The 16,008-nt window shown below is 40.5% G+C and carries 17 protein-coding genes; 9 read left to right on the top strand and 8 right to left on the bottom strand.

Translation table 11 applies throughout. The features are described from left to right. Nucleotides 1–66 precede the first annotated feature (66 nt). The 6 genes from QMA12_RS15680 (at nucleotide 67) to QMA12_RS15655 (ending at nucleotide 5,158) form a co-directional block, all read left to right on the top strand. Nucleotides 67–897 (top strand): AraC family transcriptional regulator, encoded by an 831-nt coding sequence (locus QMA12_RS15680; RefSeq protein ID WP_290210590.1) that lies wholly within the window; start codon nucleotides 67–69, stop codon nucleotides 895–897. A gap of 64 nt (nucleotides 898–961) precedes the next feature. Further along, on the top strand, nucleotides 962–1,219 hold the full coding sequence (locus tag QMA12_RS15675; RefSeq protein ID WP_290210589.1) for a DUF3081 domain-containing protein: 258 nt from the start codon (nucleotides 962–964) through the stop codon (nucleotides 1,217–1,219). A gap of 8 nt (nucleotides 1,220–1,227) precedes the next feature. Then, nucleotides 1,228–1,527 carry a hypothetical protein gene (locus tag QMA12_RS15670; protein WP_290210588.1) on the top strand — a complete coding sequence of 100 codons (300 nt, stop codon included), beginning with the start codon at nucleotides 1,228–1,230 and terminating at the stop codon, nucleotides 1,525–1,527. Nucleotides 1,528–1,627: 100 nt separating this feature from the next. Beyond that, a complete protein-coding gene (locus QMA12_RS15665; protein ID WP_290210587.1) occupies nucleotides 1,628–3,226 on the top strand; it encodes an AbgT family transporter in 1,599 nt (532 codons plus the stop codon). A gap of 100 nt (nucleotides 3,227–3,326) precedes the next feature. Beyond that, a complete protein-coding gene (locus QMA12_RS15660; RefSeq protein ID WP_290210586.1) occupies nucleotides 3,327–4,295 on the top strand; it encodes a Solitary outer membrane autotransporter beta-barrel domain in 969 nt (322 codons plus the stop codon). A 74-nt stretch (nucleotides 4,296–4,369) separates the two neighbouring features. Beyond that, complete coding sequence (locus QMA12_RS15655) at nucleotides 4,370–5,158, top strand: hypothetical protein (RefSeq protein ID WP_290210585.1); 789 nt, start codon at nucleotides 4,370–4,372, stop codon at nucleotides 5,156–5,158. Between the two features lie 69 nt (nucleotides 5,159–5,227). Here QMA12_RS15655 and QMA12_RS15650 read toward each other — a convergent pair whose 3' ends face one another. The 6 genes from QMA12_RS15650 to QMA12_RS15625 all read right to left on the bottom strand — a co-directional run bounded on the left by QMA12_RS15650 (nucleotide 5,228) and on the right by QMA12_RS15625 (nucleotide 9,567). Beyond that, on the bottom strand, nucleotides 5,228–5,479 hold the full coding sequence (locus QMA12_RS15650) for a hypothetical protein (RefSeq protein ID WP_290210584.1): 252 nt from the start codon (nucleotides 5,477–5,479) through the stop codon (nucleotides 5,228–5,230). Between the two features lie 44 nt (nucleotides 5,480–5,523). Continuing rightward, the gene (locus QMA12_RS15645; RefSeq protein ID WP_290210583.1) at nucleotides 5,524–5,928 is read right to left on the bottom strand and encodes a DUF1761 domain-containing protein; all 405 of its coding nucleotides are present in this window, start codon (nucleotides 5,926–5,928) and stop codon (nucleotides 5,524–5,526) included. A gap of 120 nt (nucleotides 5,929–6,048) precedes the next feature. Beyond that, a complete protein-coding gene (locus QMA12_RS15640; RefSeq protein ID WP_290210582.1) occupies nucleotides 6,049–6,579 on the bottom strand; it encodes a response regulator in 531 nt (176 codons plus the stop codon). Then, nucleotides 6,579–7,802: an ATP-binding protein gene (locus QMA12_RS15635; protein WP_290210581.1), complete on the bottom strand. Its 1,224-nt coding sequence runs from the start codon at nucleotides 7,800–7,802 to the stop codon at nucleotides 6,579–6,581. Before QMA12_RS15635 ends, QMA12_RS15640 begins: the two co-directional genes overlap by 1 nt. A gap of 35 nt (nucleotides 7,803–7,837) precedes the next feature. Beyond that, complete coding sequence (locus tag QMA12_RS15630) at nucleotides 7,838–8,242, bottom strand: DUF4440 domain-containing protein (protein ID WP_290210580.1); 405 nt, start codon at nucleotides 8,240–8,242, stop codon at nucleotides 7,838–7,840. An 8-nt stretch (nucleotides 8,243–8,250) separates the two neighbouring features. After that, nucleotides 8,251–9,567 (bottom strand): amidohydrolase family protein, encoded by a 1,317-nt coding sequence (locus tag QMA12_RS15625; protein WP_290210579.1) that lies wholly within the window; start codon nucleotides 9,565–9,567, stop codon nucleotides 8,251–8,253. Between the two features lie 152 nt (nucleotides 9,568–9,719). Between QMA12_RS15625 and QMA12_RS15620 the strand changes: the two genes are divergently transcribed. Next, the gene (locus QMA12_RS15620) at nucleotides 9,720–10,793 is read left to right on the top strand and encodes a ketoacyl-ACP synthase III (protein WP_290210578.1); all 1,074 of its coding nucleotides are present in this window, start codon (nucleotides 9,720–9,722) and stop codon (nucleotides 10,791–10,793) included. Nucleotides 10,794–10,854: 61 nt separating this feature from the next. Here the strand turns inward: QMA12_RS15620 and QMA12_RS15615 are convergent, their stop codons facing one another. Continuing rightward, entirely contained in the window at nucleotides 10,855–12,216 is a 1,362-nt protein-coding gene (locus QMA12_RS15615) for a leucyl aminopeptidase family protein (protein ID WP_087531615.1), read from the bottom strand. Nucleotides 12,217–12,312: 96 nt separating this feature from the next. After that, the gene (locus QMA12_RS15610; protein WP_087531572.1) at nucleotides 12,313–12,738 is read right to left on the bottom strand and encodes a hypothetical protein; all 426 of its coding nucleotides are present in this window, start codon (nucleotides 12,736–12,738) and stop codon (nucleotides 12,313–12,315) included. Between the two features lie 94 nt (nucleotides 12,739–12,832). On the opposite strand from QMA12_RS15610, the gene QMA12_RS15605 reads away from it, so the two are divergent. Together QMA12_RS15605 and QMA12_RS15600 are read left to right on the top strand one after the other, a co-directional pair. Next, complete coding sequence (locus tag QMA12_RS15605) at nucleotides 12,833–13,009, top strand: oxidoreductase-like domain-containing protein (RefSeq protein ID WP_087531616.1); 177 nt, start codon at nucleotides 12,833–12,835, stop codon at nucleotides 13,007–13,009. 307 nt (nucleotides 13,010–13,316) lie between these two features. Next, the gene (locus QMA12_RS15600) at nucleotides 13,317–15,983 is read left to right on the top strand and encodes a TonB-dependent receptor (protein WP_290210577.1); all 2,667 of its coding nucleotides are present in this window, start codon (nucleotides 13,317–13,319) and stop codon (nucleotides 15,981–15,983) included. The last annotated feature ends 25 nt before the right edge of the window (nucleotides 15,984–16,008 follow it).

Below are 16,008 nucleotides of genomic sequence, written 5' to 3'. Positions count from 1 at the left end.
GCCAGTCTAACGATACAAACTATTTCTGTATTGTAAGTTTACGACATTAAAGGAACCAGTCAGGCTATGCGAAACGACCAGTTATCGTTACAAGGCTTCAAAACAGTTGCAGCATGTTCCCAATTACAGCCTTTTATTGATAATTTTTGGACTATAAAGCGTACAGCGCCATTTTTAGATACCAGCCACCTACTTCACAGCGATTGTGCATCGGGTATGATTTTTAACTTTAGTGATCAAATCGAAATCAATGACATAGCATTAAAAAATGCAGGCTATATTTGTACTTCATTCATAAAGTCTCAACAGCTCAAATTAGCTGGGAATATAAATACGCTAGGCATTCGCTTTAAACCTGCCGCAACGAGGTTATTTACGAATGTACATGCTAAGGACACCAAAGAACTGATAACGACGGATATCAACTACACCCTAACATCACAGCTCTATGAGCAATTAGCACAAAGCAGTAATTTTGTACATCAAGTGCGTTTTTTAGAACTATTTTTCTTAAATAGTATTAACCAAGATAACCACAACTTAAATTCACTAGAGCAGACATTGAGCCAGCGTTTATTAAAGATAATTGATGCCCATTATGGCTATATAACTTTAGCTGAACTAAGTGAGAATACAGGTTTACATACAAAGAAAATAGAACGCATTTTTAGTCAATACATCGGTATTAACTTTCGTCAAAGTTGCCAAATAACAAAATCAAAGCATGCAATGAATACGATTAAATCGCAGCCAACGAAGCCGCTATCTGAAATTGCAGTGGATTTAAATTATTTTGACCAAGCTCACTTTACAAAACAATTTAAAGCGGTGATTGGTGTCACGCCTGCCCGCTATCACAATCAAAAACACGGCCAACTTTCGGTGACTAAAAAATGAACCACAATCAGTTTAAACCAATGTACGCTTCAAAGCGTACACTAACCTAAAGCTAGGAGTTATTATGAAAAACGAAATTGACGGAAAACAAATACTAGCTGTTTACGAACGCATTATACAGCTTGGTAAAAATACTGACGACGGTAAACACTACATGGGCCTAACCGCCTTTTCTGATATTGATGGGTATACCATCTACCTTAAAGGCAGTGGTGTACTCCTTAGGTTTGGTTTTCATAACACCTATCACTTAGATTATGAACACAATAAACACAAAGATGACTTTTTAAAAAAGCTGAGTAATATTCTTAATGAAGTATAGGAGAGTATGTGACCACAGAGCACCGAAAAAGACGCACAACACCAATTAGAAACGCCGCATTCATTAATCAAGTTATTGCAGCACTGCTAGCTGATCCAGGTAAACTTGCAATCATCCGCAACAATTTAAATGAATACCGCCAACAACAGTTTCTAAAACGCGGTTTCTTGCTCGCAATTGAGCGTTTTGACTGGGTGTTTGAAGCAACCGACGATGTGCAGCAAATTTGCGACCAAATAATGGCTGATGATTATATTGGTAACCGCCTAAGGCGCTACCCACTGCTATTTAAAGGGGTTATCAACTAGGCCTATTCAACGTACCTGATTGGAAAACTGTCGTTTATAGATGATTGATGCGGTGAAAAATGCTAGATTGCGGCAATTTTATTATTTTGAGAACCTTGCTATGTCAAAAGCTGTCGACACTGCAAACTCAACAAACCCAGAAAAACAATCAGGTTTATTTAATCGTTTTTTGGCAACAGTTGAGTTTTTGGGGAATATGTTACCCCACCCTATTACGTTATTTGCCATATTCTGTGTGGCTATCATTATTTTCAGCGGCATCGCTGACTGGTTTGGTTTAAGTGCCATAGACCCACGACCTGTTGGTTCTGCAGGCCGCGATCCTGATGGTGTAATTGAAGTAGTCAGCCTTTTAAGTGCTGAGGGCTTACAGCGTATTGTTACAGGCCTAGTAACTAACTTTACCGGCTTTGCCCCTCTAGGCACTGTTTTAGTTGCCTTATTAGGTGTGAGTGTAGCAGAGCACTCAGGTTTATTATCAGCAGCCATGCGCGGCATGGTGATGGGAGCATCAAAACGTTTAGTTACATTCATGGTGGTATTTGCTGCTATTTTGTCAAATACCGCATCTGAACTGGGTTATGTAGTGTTGATACCATTGGCAGCAATGATTTTCCACAGCCTTGGTCGTCACCCTTTAGCGGGGTTAGCAGCGGCTTTCGCCGGTGTGTCAGGTGGTTACAGTGCAAACTTATTGTTAGGCACGATTGACCCATTACTGGCGGGTATCACCACACCAGCTGCACAAATGATTGACCCCACCTACCAAGTAGGCGCAGAAGCTAACTGGTATTTTATGATGATATCAGTATTACTTATCGCTTTATTAGGCACATTCGTAACTGAAAAAATAGTTGAACCACGCTTAGGAAAATATAACCCTGATGAAGCCAGTTCGGACCTTGCAGATAACAATATCCAAGGACTAACTGAGATTGAAAAGTCAGGCTTAAAGTGGGCTGGTGTTTCTTTACTTGTTGTATCTTTATTACTTGCATGGACTATCGTGCCCGCAGATGGCATTTTACGTAATCCAGAGACTGGCTTAGTGGCGCACTCGCCATTTTTAAAGGGTATCGTGGTCTTTATATTTGTAACTTTTGGCATTCCAGGTTTTGTCTATGGTCGCGTTGTAGGCACCATGAAAAACGATAAAGATGTCATCGATGCCATGAGCAAAAGTATGAGCTCAATGGGTATGTATATCGTACTGGTATTTTTTGCAGCCCAGTTTGTGGCATTCTTTAAATGGACAAATTTAGGCACTATCTTAGCTATCAATGGTGCTGCAATGTTACAAGCACTGAGCCTTACAGGCCCTGAAGTATTTGTGTTATTTATCTTTATGTGTGCTTTAGTTAACTTAAGTTTAGGCTCATCATCAGCGCAATGGGCTGTTACTGCCCCTATATTTGTCCCTATGTTAATGCTAATAGGCTATGCCCCTGAAACGATTCAAGCCGCGTACAGAATTGGCGACTCTGTTACTAACCTGATCACCCCAATGATGAGTTATTTTGGCTTAATACTCGCAGTAGCAACTAAATACAAAAAAGACATGGGAATAGGCACGCTAGTTGCAACTATGCTGCCATACAGTATGTTCTTCTTTGTTGGCTGGGTCGCATTATTTTATTTATGGGTTTTTGTATTTGGTTTACCTGTAGGCCCTGAGTCGCCAATCTATTACACACCTTAATCATTGATAAAAAATACCAGCTTCGGCTGGTATTTTTTTAAATTTGTTTTTAAAAATAAAGCAATTACAATGTAGTATAACTTATCTATGTAAATTGAATATGCGTTACATTATTTTGCTGATTTGCTTTACTTCGGCACTTTTTTCACTACAACTCTACGCAAATGCAACTAAAGAACTTGAGTCATCTTTTGCGACCGCACTGGTATTAACTGACGGTGATAGCATTACACTAGGTTACGGAAGCTTTGACCCAAAAAACTTTTTTGATTCTTCTGATAAACCTGACAATAGTAGCGACCTTATTGATCTCAGGCATCAGCTTTCATTATATAGTATCCCTTATGATTATGAGCTAACAGAACAAATTTTTGACTATATAAGTACCTTACATAGCCAAGTAAGTTATTTAAAGCAAAAACAAAATATTCGTTTTTTTGATGATGTGATTGCAGACAGTGATACAGACTCCATGCACTCAGCCATGCTCGGTTTGAGTATAGAAAAACCCATAAGCTCAAAATGGTTTTATCGATTGCGGATCAATACACATTTAATGCACTTTGAAAATCAATACAACTATAATTCTGAGCAAAGCTTAGCGAAAGTAAAACCTCTGTTCGAAGGCCTTTACACTAACATACAAAGTAATGCTTTGGTTTTAAATCCAAACGCCTCACTAATTTACAGATTACCGCGTAATTGGGGCTACTACGAGTATAAGTTAAAGTTTAGCTACTACTATGGCTGGGCGTTATCACAACCTGAGCAACTTGACCCTGTAAGGCCTGAAAGTTGGCAAACCAATAACACAATCAAAGCAAATTTTAATATGTTTAAAGTGTTTGATTTTCAACAATCATTTTATCTAAAAGCACAACGAGTTGATTTAGGTGCTGATAGTCGTACACCACTTGGCACAGATCATTTTTACGAGTATGGTTTTGGCGTTTTATGGGACATTTCTAACTGGACAAAATGGCTTGATAATTTTGGCATCGGGGTAAATATAAACAATGGTAGCTCGTTGGACGGAGGCACCATCGTTATTTATTTTAATGAAATTTAAACAAGCCCAGCGTATTCATTTTATAAACAGGGGTTGCTACAATAATAGATAAATTATTCTAAAAGGATTTGTTTATGAAAAAACTACTTATTTTTCTCACTTTACTCTGTAACACTGCGTTTGCGTTAGAGTTTCAAAAGTACCCTGTCGTTCTTGAATCATCACGTGGTGAGCAAGTCATCATCGTTGAAACCCTCGACAAAGCTCAAGCACTGATCAAAGTTGTCGGCGTAAATCACCCTATCGATGAGGTGGTATTTCTCACCGACCTATTACCCCATGGAAGTATTAAAGCATATAAATATACCTTCGATGGCCAACAACGTGCTCTAGTTACTCGTGAACAAGGTTATGCCTGTTGCAGCTACGCTTTGTATTTACCAGACACTCGTAAAGCAATTTATTTATCTGAGCAAAAAGACAAACGTAATAAAGCAATATCTGAGGATACTTACGCACAATATCAAGCTCAGCTAGCTGATAATATTCAAGCCGACTTCGCAAAATTTAACCGAGAAAAAGCAATTGCAAATTCGCTTGAAGCATTAGACAAAGCGCAGCAAAGGTTTACAAAACAGTGTGGCAGCAAAATTGAAACAACTATAAACTGGCAAGAAATCGACGACAGCTTATTACAAACCTATGCCATCGGCGCATATTGCGGACAAGTCGCTAACTCTCTTGCAAAACAATGTGAAAACTCAAGCGAATTCAAATCCGTTGCACAACAGTTTGGCAAAGTAGAATGTGAATTTACTAATGAATTAAAATTGCGTCATACCGATTCATTAATTCACTTCAAAACAGCGCCTAAAGCACCTAACCAAGCTCAGTTTGTTGAAGCCTATTTGCGCAACTTATAGCACGATAATTTTTAAGGTACTGATTGTAAAAAGAAACATTCGTTTAAGCTAATTCATTACATCGGTATATTATTTAAACGTAACTTTGCCACCAATCATTTTATACGCAGGGGCGCCGCGAATGATGGTTTCGCGGGCGAAGGGGCGCTCGCATTGCGGGCAAATACAAGGGGTTGTGGTGAAGTCTTGGTTTATGCGCTCTTTAAAGCATTTAACTAAAGCACCTTTCCCGCCTTTTCGGTATTTGAATAACTGGGTTTTACATTGACTGCAAAATATATCGACGGTTTTAGTGGGGCCTTTTTTATTTGGTTTTGCCATTTTAACTACTTCTTTTACTACAAATACCTCTGTAGGGTAACAGGTTATGGCCAAAGCCCCAAAACCAGCCCCATCAGGGTGAATTGCAAAATATGATAACCACTATTGACCATAAATAGTTTTAACGGGCGTTGCTCAAACAAATAAGTGATGCCATAGGCACTGCTGACCCAACAAACTCCAATAATGAATGCTGCTCCAACACTCACTCCCAGACTTGGCGCTGGCCCAACGAACAATGATAAACTAAGCGCAATAAAGAACGAGAGGAAAAAACTAGCTACGAATACCCTTTTTGGATTAATAGCCTTTAAATCAAGCTCTGTGAGCCCACATGATTCCATCCAAATTCGCTGAAATAAAAAAGGGGAATACCAAACCCCGCCCAAAGCGAAGGAGGATAGAGAAGCAATAAACACCGCAAAAAAGTTAACTTGGGAAAAATCCATATACGGCTCAATTAGGACGGCAAATAAAAAAGGATAACTTTACTTTAGTTAATGAATGCTATTACAGCAAACCTCCAGTGTAGCAAAAATAACAACAACGAAATTTTCAGCCATGGTTTTTTATTGCTTAACAGGCTTTTTTTGTAATTTTCGTTGTAAGGTGCGTCTATGCATATTAAGTTGCCTCGCCGTTTCTGAGATATTGCCATGGTTACAGTGAAGTACTTGTTGAATATGTTCCCACTCAACACGCTCAGCTGACATAACAGTACTTGGGGCAGTTGTGATTTCGGTTGGTAGTTGATTATTTATATCTAAGGCTTTGACTAAAGTTGGCATATCAACGGGTTTTGTTAAGTAATCGTTGGCACCAATTCGCATTGCTTCTACAGCAGTCGCTATACTGGCAAAACCCGTCAGCAAGACTATATGGCAGCTCGGCAATAATTCCTTTATTGGTTTTATTAATAACAGCCCATTGTCATCACCTAGCTTCATATCTAACAACACATGGCTTGGTTTATATTGTTTTACAAGTTGCAATGCTTGCGCACTATTATGTGCTACTTCGCAACCAAAGCCGTGTTTAGTTAAACGTCGTGTCAACGTACTTGCTAAATTTATATCATCTTCAATTATAAGTAATTTCATTATTTTTCTTCATTTAATACTGCAAGCTGTACCTTAGCAACACCGCCCCCTTCGGGGTGATTATAAAGGGTTAAAGAGCCGTGTAATCGTTCAAGTGTTACGTTAGAAAGTAATACTGCGAGCCCCATACCTGATTTACTATCCATTATGTGCCCGCCAAGTTGAGTTAATTGTTCACTAGAAAACCCCACCCCATGATCACGTATCAGCAGGCTCACTTCATTATCACTCGCTTGCCAAGTCAAAGCTAACTGTGCTTGCTTATTTTGTAGATTTGCTGTGACTGAGTTTTGCAATAAGTTAAGAATGGCAGATAACAGCATTGCGTCACCTTTTACATTGACAGCTGGTGTATCATTTTTCCATATCAGTTGTTGATCAGGATAGTGTAAAAGCATACTGTCTTGGATCTGCTGTGCTAGCGCAGGTAATTCAATAAACCCAATATCGCTGCGAGTTCTTAATTGTGCCGATAAATCTCTAAAGTTATCTAGTTGGGTTGCGCACTGCATAAGCGGTTTATGCATTTCATTAATGAGCGTATTACTAGGTTGCTCTTCTTGTAGCTCTTCAAAAAGTAATTGTAAATTTGCTATTGGACTGGCAAGTTGATGAGTAATTTGGGCAGCTGCACCATCAAGTGTAACTAACTGCTCTGAGCGTAGTTGTTTCTCGCGCACCTTTGCTATAGTACGCTCTCTAGAGTGTAATGAGCGATTCATAGTGCCAATTACCAAAGCAATCACGCTGGCACTGATGACAAAATTAACCCACATGCCCACGAAGTGGCTGGTCATATCCATGTGATGCATACTGTGTTGTGGAATTTTGTACAGTAATAAGCTGTAAGCAGATATTGCCAGCAGCGCAATATACGCCAGCCCTTTAGCACTTACACTCACAGCTGCAATCATAATAGGTAATAGTAACAATGAGACGAATGCGTTGGTTGCGCCACCACTGAGTGACAATAAAACACTTAAAAACAAAACATCCGCGGTGAGTTGCATTAACATCCCCACCTCTTTTGCTTTACTCACATTACGATAATCAATCACGCTTAATATTTGAAATACTGCCTCTAGAGAAATAACAAGCAGTAATTCATAGAGTGGGATCTGGTGTTCCAATAAAAAATAAACAGCGATCACCGCTAAGAGTTGAATCGCTATCGCGCCACTTCGTAGCATCAATAAGCGGCTGATTGCGGGATCTGTTTGCATTAGAAATGCCATTTACGTAGACCTAAAGCTAAGAGTTAATCTTCATCCATTGATATATTAAATACGGCGCAGGGTGTGCCTTGATGAAATACCATTTTCCACGACGCGTCACTATAGCGCCATAGCGACATCCGCAAAGAGTAATTAAATTCGGCGCGCGCCGAACGCCTGAAAGCAGCTTGATAGCTCAGTTGAACAATATTGTCACTAAGCATACGCCCTTTAAAGTTTTGATTATAAAACTGCGGCACCACTTCTGAAGGCAAACGCGTCAGCACTTGGTATTTATTAAACACCGTGCCGTTACCAGCAATTTCTATAAACTCGTCATCCAGTAGCGCGTCTAATGCTTGCTCTGACTGGCGGATCTCTGGTTCAAGCAGCTGGCGTTCGGCATCAATAAGATGATTAAATAGTGATACCTTTATTTTGCTACTCATAGTAGCTCCTACAGTTGTTTATATATTTGCCCTGCTTTCATAACAAACTGTACATTTCGCATTGTTGTTATGTCTTGCAGAGGCGATCCTTTAACGCTGATAATATCCGCTTGCTTCCCCACACTCAAGTCACCAAGCTGTGCATTTTGGCCAAGTAATTTAGCTGCTGCGACAGTAGCTGATTTAATTGCCTGCTGCTCAGTCATCCCATTTTGAACTAACAATTCAAACTCATGCGCATTTAACCCATGGCGAGATACCCCTGAGTCTGTGCCAAACGCAATATTAACCTTGTTTTTCAGTGCTAATTTAAACGAGGCTCGCATTTTTGGTGTCACTTCACGCACTTTATCAGCAATAGCTTTGGGCATATTAGGGTTGCTCAAGACTTCTTTACTGACGGTGGCGCCCGCTAATAATGTTGGAACCAAGTAAGCACCTTGTTTTTTAAACAGCTTAATCGCTTCTTTATCTAAATATGAGCCGTGTTCAATTGAATCGACACCAGCGCGAAGTGCGGCTTTTATGCCCTCATTACCGTGTGCGTGAGCTGTTACTTTTCGCCCAAGATGATGCGCAGTATCAACAATTGCCGTTAACTCGTCGTTCGTTAATTGTTGGTTAACGCCTGCAGCCGTATTGCTTAACACACCTCCTGTTGCGGTAATTTTAATCACATCGGCACCTGTTTTTATAACTTGTCGAACCGCGCGGCGACAATCATCAGCACCATCACAGACACCTAAGCCACCAGTTATTTCATCTGTTATGTCTTGTCTGTAGCCATGCAAATCAGCATGCCCCCCAGTGGGAGTGATCATGTCACCTGCAGCAAAAATACGTGGCCCTTTGATTTCGCCGCGCTTAATAGCACGCTTTAACGGGAAAATTACTTGATGGCTACTACCTAAATCTCGTACAGAAGTAAAGCCCGCTTCTAATGTACGCTGTAAGTATTTGATTGACCTAAGAGCATAATCAGCTTCGTATTCCGTTGCCCAGCGATGTGGGTTAACTTTAGCATCACGCTCAAATGTAACATGAACATGCATATCAATAAGTCCTGGCATAACAAAGTTATTCTTTAAATCAATAACCTGAGCGTCTGCGTCTGTTAGCGCTAGTTGCTCCATTGTTAAATATCCGCTTTCTATACGTGTAATAAGCGTATCTTCAATCACAACCGTTTGCTGTTTTTTGACTGTTTGTTCAACACCACTTAGCAGTGACCCAGCATAAATGACCTGAGTCTTTGCAGCAAAGCAGTTACTGCTTAAACTCGTTAAAGCCAATGTGACAAGCGTATTTATTATTTTAATTTTCATAGTAGCCCCTTTTTCTACTACCATTAACGTAAATTACGTTTAATTACCACTATTTACGATATAAACAAAGCTATCAACTAGTCTTATAACGGGATTTTTGGTATAAAACACGTATTGATGACAGATGTCTGACCACTATAAGAGAACACACTATGTCTTACGCACATATAACAGGTTGGGGAAAATGCATTCCACCAGCCCGCATTAGCAACGATGAAATTAGCCAACTTGTTGATACCAATGACGAGTGGATCACAACCCGTACGGGTATCAAAGCGCGCAGAGTAAGCCACGTAAGCACAGCTGAATTAGCAACGGTTGCAGCAAAACATGCCATTGCATGTGCTGGGGTTGATGCTAAAGACATAGATTTAGTTTTATTAGCCACTTGTTCACCTTCAACCATGGTGGCAAATACTGCCTCATTGGTACAAAAAAATATCGGTGCAGTCGGTGCTGCGGCAATGGATACAAATGCGGCCTGTTCTGGCTTTTTGTATGCATTACAAGCTGCAACTGCACAAATTCAAGCAGGAATGATCAAAAAGGCAGTGGTTATTGCTGCTGAGCGAATGACTTGGTATGTTAACTGGGATCGTCGTGACAGCGCAGTATTATTTGGCGATGGCGCAGGTGCCGTTGTACTTGAAGCTGCCGATACACCATCAGGCTTATTGGCGAGTAAAACAGGCTGCGACAGCGAAGAGCGCGATATTTTGCATATTACCAACTTCGGTAGTGATATTGACAAGTACAGTCCAGCAGGCCCATCAGATTTATTGTTTGAGGGACGCGAAATATTCAAACGTGCAGTAAAAGGCATGAGCGAAGCGTGTGATGATGTACTAACTCAAGCAGATTTAAGCTTAGATGAAATCGACGTATTGGTCCCGCATCAAGCAAACTTACGTATTATCCAAGCCATTCAACAGCGCCTTAAAGTGGCTGATGAAAAAGTAATGGTAAATATTGGCGAATATGGCAACACATCGGCAGCCACTATCGCTATCGCACTATGTGAAGCTGTTGAACAAGGTTTAATTAAGCCTCATGCTAATATTATGTCTGCTGCATTTGGTGCCGGGTTAACCTGGGCCGCAAGTTACATAAAATGGGGCGAGCGTGTTACCCCTATTAACACCTGTGACGCGGCACTACCTTTATGTGACAAAACAGGTTTAGAGCTTGTTGAAGCTGCTGTGGCTGCATGTAAAGGCACAGATTAATCGCATGAAGCGTCATTTAAAGCGCGATTTTCGCGCTTTTTTTATAGGAAAAATATAAAGCTTAGTTAAAACGACTTGCTAAGTAATTAAATACAGCGCGAATTCCTAGAGCTTCACCACCAGCTGGGCGACCTGGTAAAGATCGTAAGTTCCAAGCCATAACATCAAAATGTACCCAATCGGTGTTCGGCTCAACAAACTCTTTTAGATATAAAGCGGCCGTTATGGCACCACCGAAAGGTGTGCTGGCACAGTTAGCCATGTCTGCAACATCGCTTTTTAGAAAGCTTGTGTATTGTTCAAATAAAGGAAGTTGCCATACCGGATCGCTTACATTCATACCTGAATCAACAATACCGTTTGCAACATCGCGGCTCGTAGAGAAGAACCCTGGTAACTCCGTACCTAGTGCGACACGGCAAGCCCCTGTTAATGTTGCAAAATCAATAAGCAATTCTGGTTTATCATTTTGTGCTTCGGTTAAAGCATCACATAAAACTAGGCGCCCTTCTGCGTCTGTGTTATCTATTTCAACCATAATGCCTTTGCGTGTTTTAATCACATCACCTGGTCGAAATGCATTACGTGATACAGCATTTTCAACAGCAGGAACAAGTACACGTAAACGCACCGGTAAATTAGCCGCCATTATTAATTGCGCCAAGCCAATAACATGGGCAGCACCGCCCATGTCTTTTTTCATGTTACGCATACCTGAACTTGGTTTCAGATCCAAGCCACCTGAATCAAAACACACGCCTTTACCAACGAGCGTCACTAATGGTGCTTTTTCATCACCCCATTTTAAATCAAGTAAACGCGGTTTATTTTCACTGGCGCGCCCAACCATGTGGATTGTTGGATAGTTTTGCTCAAGCAACTCATCGCCAACCCATTCACTAAATTCACCTTTAAAAGTGCTAGCTAAGTCGGTCATAACTTGCGATAAATGCTGAGGCATCATATCGGCCGCAGGCGTGTTAACCAAATCGCGTACCAAATTAATTGCACTTGCTTGCTGTTCCAAGCGCTCAAACATAGCTTTATCTGCAATAGCTAATTGTGCTTTAGGAGCCCCTTTCGCTTTATATTCGCTAAACTCATAGCCACCTAGAATAAAACCTAGCGCAACTTGCTCTAGCTTGTGCTCTAGGCCTTGTATTTGGTAACAGCCAGCAGGGAGTTTAGTCGCCAGCTCACCGGCTACCCAAAAATCGTCAAGGCTATTAACCAAACAATAAACGTGTGCCAATGCCCCTGATTTCTCATCAACTACCAAGGCCAAGCCTTGCTTTTTAAAGTCACAACTTTGTAGCCAGTTTTGTAAAAAAGTAGATTGGTGTTGCAACCAGTTAGCTAAGTCACTTTTGGTAATAAAAGATAAAGGAATTGCTGAAGAAGTATGATGAATTAATGCACTCATTAAATGACTCATTTTTAAAATAATTAGAACTTTAGCATACCAATATACCTAGTCAAAAGGTATAGCTAAGCGCAGAGCAAATAATACAAAGTGGCATTATTTTTTTACAGAAGGGGCCGAAGTTTGCTGCTTCCTTTCATCTTCGGCTATTTTTTGATCTATTTCTTTTAGTGGCTTGTTAATATTAAAAGAGCTAGGTAATACCTCTACACCAACATAGCGCCCTAACTTAACAACTAAAGGAATAGTTATTGGGGCAAAAGGAAGCACTGCAAAAACACCCAACCCCAAGCCTTTGAGTATATCTACAAATTGCGCATTGGCTTTACTTAAATCTTCTTTACTCACTTCGCCGTGCGTATAACGACGGTAGATGGTGAGCATTTCTTTTGTTTCTTGTTTTTCTTGCGCAAGTGCAATTTTTAATGCCACCATAGAACGCTTAAAACGCAGTTGTTGGCGTCTTTTGCTGATCTTAGCAACCCGAAAGGGCGCACGGTGAATTACTTTATATAATCGCATGAAAGTATTTTCACATAGCTGGGCGTGTTCACAAAGCAGTATTTATATTTGCTGTGATATAATCGCTGTTACCCGACTCGAAATTACTACGACTATGAAGATTGACAACAATATAATAGCCACGACAGAGCAAAAAGATAAACCACAAAGGCCCGCCTCTGATGAATGCTGTGGCGGTGGAAGTTGTTGCCCATGTGTATGGGACGAATACCGCGAAGCATTAAAAACATGGCGGGAAAATAACCCGTTACCACTTACAGATAAGCTATAATGCAAAGGATATACTTTGCTATAACCTATTTTAAAAAACGAAACTGCAGCAATTAGTAAATTTTTTCATTTAAAAAATAGCCATTTATGTTCATAAAGCAGCTTCGCCATTAAAGCCACTCAATTAAAATCGTTATTTATCAAGTGGGTTAATCATATTTAATTTTCCTCTATACAATACACACAAAAATTCATTTATTTTAACATCTTGAACAATTAATTAACAATATGTATAAATGAATAACACCTCTAATCATTAAGATTATATTGGTGTAATAATCGAAACAATTCTAACTGGGGAAATTAGAATGAATCTTAAAAACAACATATTAAATCAAGCCGTAAAACTTGCCTTAACGACAACGACTGCTGGTCTATTCGTATCAGGTAGTGTGTTAGCTGAAGAAGCAGAAAAAACACAAGTAAATAAACATGTCGAAAAAATTGCAGTGGTTGGCACACGCTCTGCACCGCGTTCCATTGGTGATTCACCGGTACCTATAGATATCATTGGTGGCGAAGAGCTGGGTAAATCAGGTAATACTGATATGCTAGAGCTATTAAAAGGTGCGATTCCATCTCTTAATGTTCATCAAATGCCTATCAGCGATGCCGCATCACTGGTGCGCCCAGCTAATTTACGTGGCCTGCCATCAGACAGCACCTTAGTTTTACTGAACGGAAAACGTCGTCATCGCGCATCTGTCATTGCATTCTTAGGGGGTGGTATTAATGACGGCGCACAAGGTGCTGATATTTCAGTGATCCCAAGCATCGCCTTAAAACAAGTTGAAGTACTTCGTGATGGCGCAGCAGCACAATATGGCTCAGATGCCATTGCTGGTGTAATGAACTTTGTTCTAAAAGACGCCTCAGAAGGCGGGAGCTTTGAAGTACGCCAAGGTGAATACTATGAAGGCGATGGTGATACCACGCAGATTTCAGGTAATATTGGTTTACCCTTTACTGATAACGGTTTTGCTAACTTAAGCTTTCAATATAAAACAGCCGATGCAACTAGCCGTTCTGTACAGCGTGCAGATGCGAAAATACTGGCTGACAACGGCGTACCAGATATTCCCCCCATTACCCAAGTATGGGGAGCACCTAAAGTTGATGATGATATTTCAATCTTTGGTAATATTGGTTTAGAGCTAACCAACAACTCCGAGTTCTATATGTTCGGTAATTACTCCGAACGTGATGTTCGTGGTGGCTTTTATTACCGTAACCCAAATACACGCCCTGGAGTTTACGGTGTTCAATTATATGAACTTGATGGTACAGGTTCACCAGTACTTGATTCAAATGGTGATCAAATACCACTAACAGATGCAAACGGTGATAATCGATTTGATCGCTTAGTCGCAGACATGACAGGTGACTTTTCAGGCAACTGCCCTATTACTGATGACATGAATCAAGGTGGCCTTAATATTAACGATTCACAGGGTTTGCAAGATGTCATGAATAACCCTGATTGCTTTGTATTTAACGAAATGCTACCAGGTGGGTTCACGCCTAATTTTGGCGGTAACATCACCGATACTTCTCTAACAATAGGCACCAAAGGTGAGTTCACCGATGGCTACCTAAAAGGTGCCTTTTATGACTTAAGTGGTACCGTTGGTTTAAATGAATCTCGTTACTTTATTTATAATACCATTAACGCATCGCTTGGTGCTGAAAGTCCACGTGACTTTAGCCCTGGCAAATATTCACAACTTGAGAAAAACTTTAATTTTGACTTATCAAAAGGCTTTGATTGGGGTTTAGCATACGACGTGAACATGGCAGGTGGCCTTGAGTGGCATGAAGAGACCTTTACTGTTACCTCAGGTGATGAAGCATCATTTATTGCAGGTCCTCTGACTGAGCAAGGCTTCAGTATTGGCTCTAATGGTTTCCCAGGCTTTAAGCCTTCGGATGCAGGGGAATATACCCGTCGTAACTATGCAGCCTATATTGATGTTGAAGCGCCTTTTACTGAAGATTTTTTGATGGGCTTAGCACTTCGCTTTGAAGATTATGATTCATTCGGTTCAACAACTAATTATAAGTTAACGGGTCAATACCATGTTACTGAAGACTTGAATATTCGTGGCTCAATTAGTACCGGGTTTAGAGCTCCCACCGTTGGACAGGCCAATGTCAGTAATGTACAAACCAACCTAAGCAGCGGTATTTTAGTTGATTCTGCACTGCTTCCGCCAACCAATCCAATTGCAACACAATTAGGTGGTACAGAGTTGGAGCCCGAAGAATCACAAAGTTATACTTTTGGTGCAGTTTACACCATCGGCGACTTATTCTTAACTGTTGATTATTACAACATTCAAGTTGAAGATCGTATTAGCCAATCTGAAAAAATTACTTTAAGCCAAGCAGATAAAGACGTCCTTGAAGAAGCTGGCGTCCCTAATGTGCAAAACCTAGCACAAGTAAGCTTTTTCACTAATGACTTTGATACTACAACCCAGGGTGTTGATTTTGTGGCTAACTACGCTGCGGATTTACTCGGTGGTAGCTCAACCTTTAGTCTAGCCTACAACTGGAATGAAACAGAAGTAACGCGCTCTAGTGACATCACCGGTGCATTCAAAGTAAGCCGTCTAGAAAATGACTTACCGAATCATCGCGGCACACTTAGCTGGGCTCAGCAATGGGAAAGCTTTTCAGCGTTTACTCGCTTAAATTACTTTGGTGAATACCAAGGCGTGCACGTTGATTTTGACCAAACAGCTAAAATGGCTGACGCTGCGGTGACCTTAGATGCTGAAGTAACATATTTCTTAAATGACTCAATTAGCTTCTCTGTTGGCGCACAAAATCTACTTGATCAAGATGCAGAAGAGTTAGACTTTGAAGAATCTGCAGGCATTCCAAGTAATAGTTTTGGTGGCAAATACTATGAAACATCACCTTACGGCATTAACGGTGGCTTTTATTACGTCAAAGCAACTTACACGTTTTAATTATCAATAATAGCTAGTGGGCGAA

This window comes from Pseudoalteromonas sp. APC 3893 (assembly GCF_030408095.1).
GTDB lineage: Bacteria > Pseudomonadota > Gammaproteobacteria > Enterobacterales > Alteromonadaceae > Pseudoalteromonas.
This window is presented reverse-complemented; position numbering and strand designations above follow the sequence as displayed.

Bases quoted from the DNA above. Each gene is read 5' to 3' on its own strand.
- QMA12_RS15680 (WP_290210590.1), top strand. From the start codon at position 67: ATGCGAAACGACCAGTTATCGTTACAAGGCTTCAAAACAGTTGCAGCA.
- QMA12_RS15675 (WP_290210589.1), top strand. From the start codon at position 962: ATGAAAAACGAAATTGACGGAAAACAAATACTAGCTGTTTACGAACGC.
- QMA12_RS15665 (WP_290210587.1), top strand. From the start codon at position 1,628: ATGTCAAAAGCTGTCGACACTGCAAACTCAACAAACCCAGAAAAACAA.
- QMA12_RS15660 (WP_290210586.1), top strand. From the start codon at position 3,327: ATGCGTTACATTATTTTGCTGATTTGCTTTACTTCGGCACTTTTTTCA.
- QMA12_RS15655 (WP_290210585.1), top strand. From the start codon at position 4,370: ATGAAAAAACTACTTATTTTTCTCACTTTACTCTGTAACACTGCGTTT.
- QMA12_RS15650 (WP_290210584.1), bottom strand. From the start codon at position 5,479: ATGGCAAAACCAAATAAAAAAGGCCCCACTAAAACCGTCGATATATTT.
- QMA12_RS15645 (WP_290210583.1), bottom strand. From the start codon at position 5,928: ATGGATTTTTCCCAAGTTAACTTTTTTGCGGTGTTTATTGCTTCTCTA.
- QMA12_RS15640 (WP_290210582.1), bottom strand. From the start codon at position 6,579: ATGAAATTACTTATAATTGAAGATGATATAAATTTAGCAAGTACGTTG.
- QMA12_RS15635 (WP_290210581.1), bottom strand. From the start codon at position 7,802: ATGCAAACAGATCCCGCAATCAGCCGCTTATTGATGCTACGAAGTGGC.
- QMA12_RS15630 (WP_290210580.1), bottom strand. From the start codon at position 8,242: ATGAGTAGCAAAATAAAGGTATCACTATTTAATCATCTTATTGATGCC.
- QMA12_RS15625 (WP_290210579.1), bottom strand. From the start codon at position 9,567: ATGAAAATTAAAATAATAAATACGCTTGTCACATTGGCTTTAACGAGT.
- QMA12_RS15620 (WP_290210578.1), top strand. From the start codon at position 9,720: ATGTCTTACGCACATATAACAGGTTGGGGAAAATGCATTCCACCAGCC.
- QMA12_RS15615 (WP_087531615.1), bottom strand. From the start codon at position 12,216: ATGAGTGCATTAATTCATCATACTTCTTCAGCAATTCCTTTATCTTTT.
- QMA12_RS15610 (WP_087531572.1), bottom strand. From the start codon at position 12,738: ATGCGATTATATAAAGTAATTCACCGTGCGCCCTTTCGGGTTGCTAAG.
- QMA12_RS15605 (WP_087531616.1), top strand. From the start codon at position 12,833: ATGAAGATTGACAACAATATAATAGCCACGACAGAGCAAAAAGATAAA.
- QMA12_RS15600 (WP_290210577.1), top strand. From the start codon at position 13,317: ATGAATCTTAAAAACAACATATTAAATCAAGCCGTAAAACTTGCCTTA.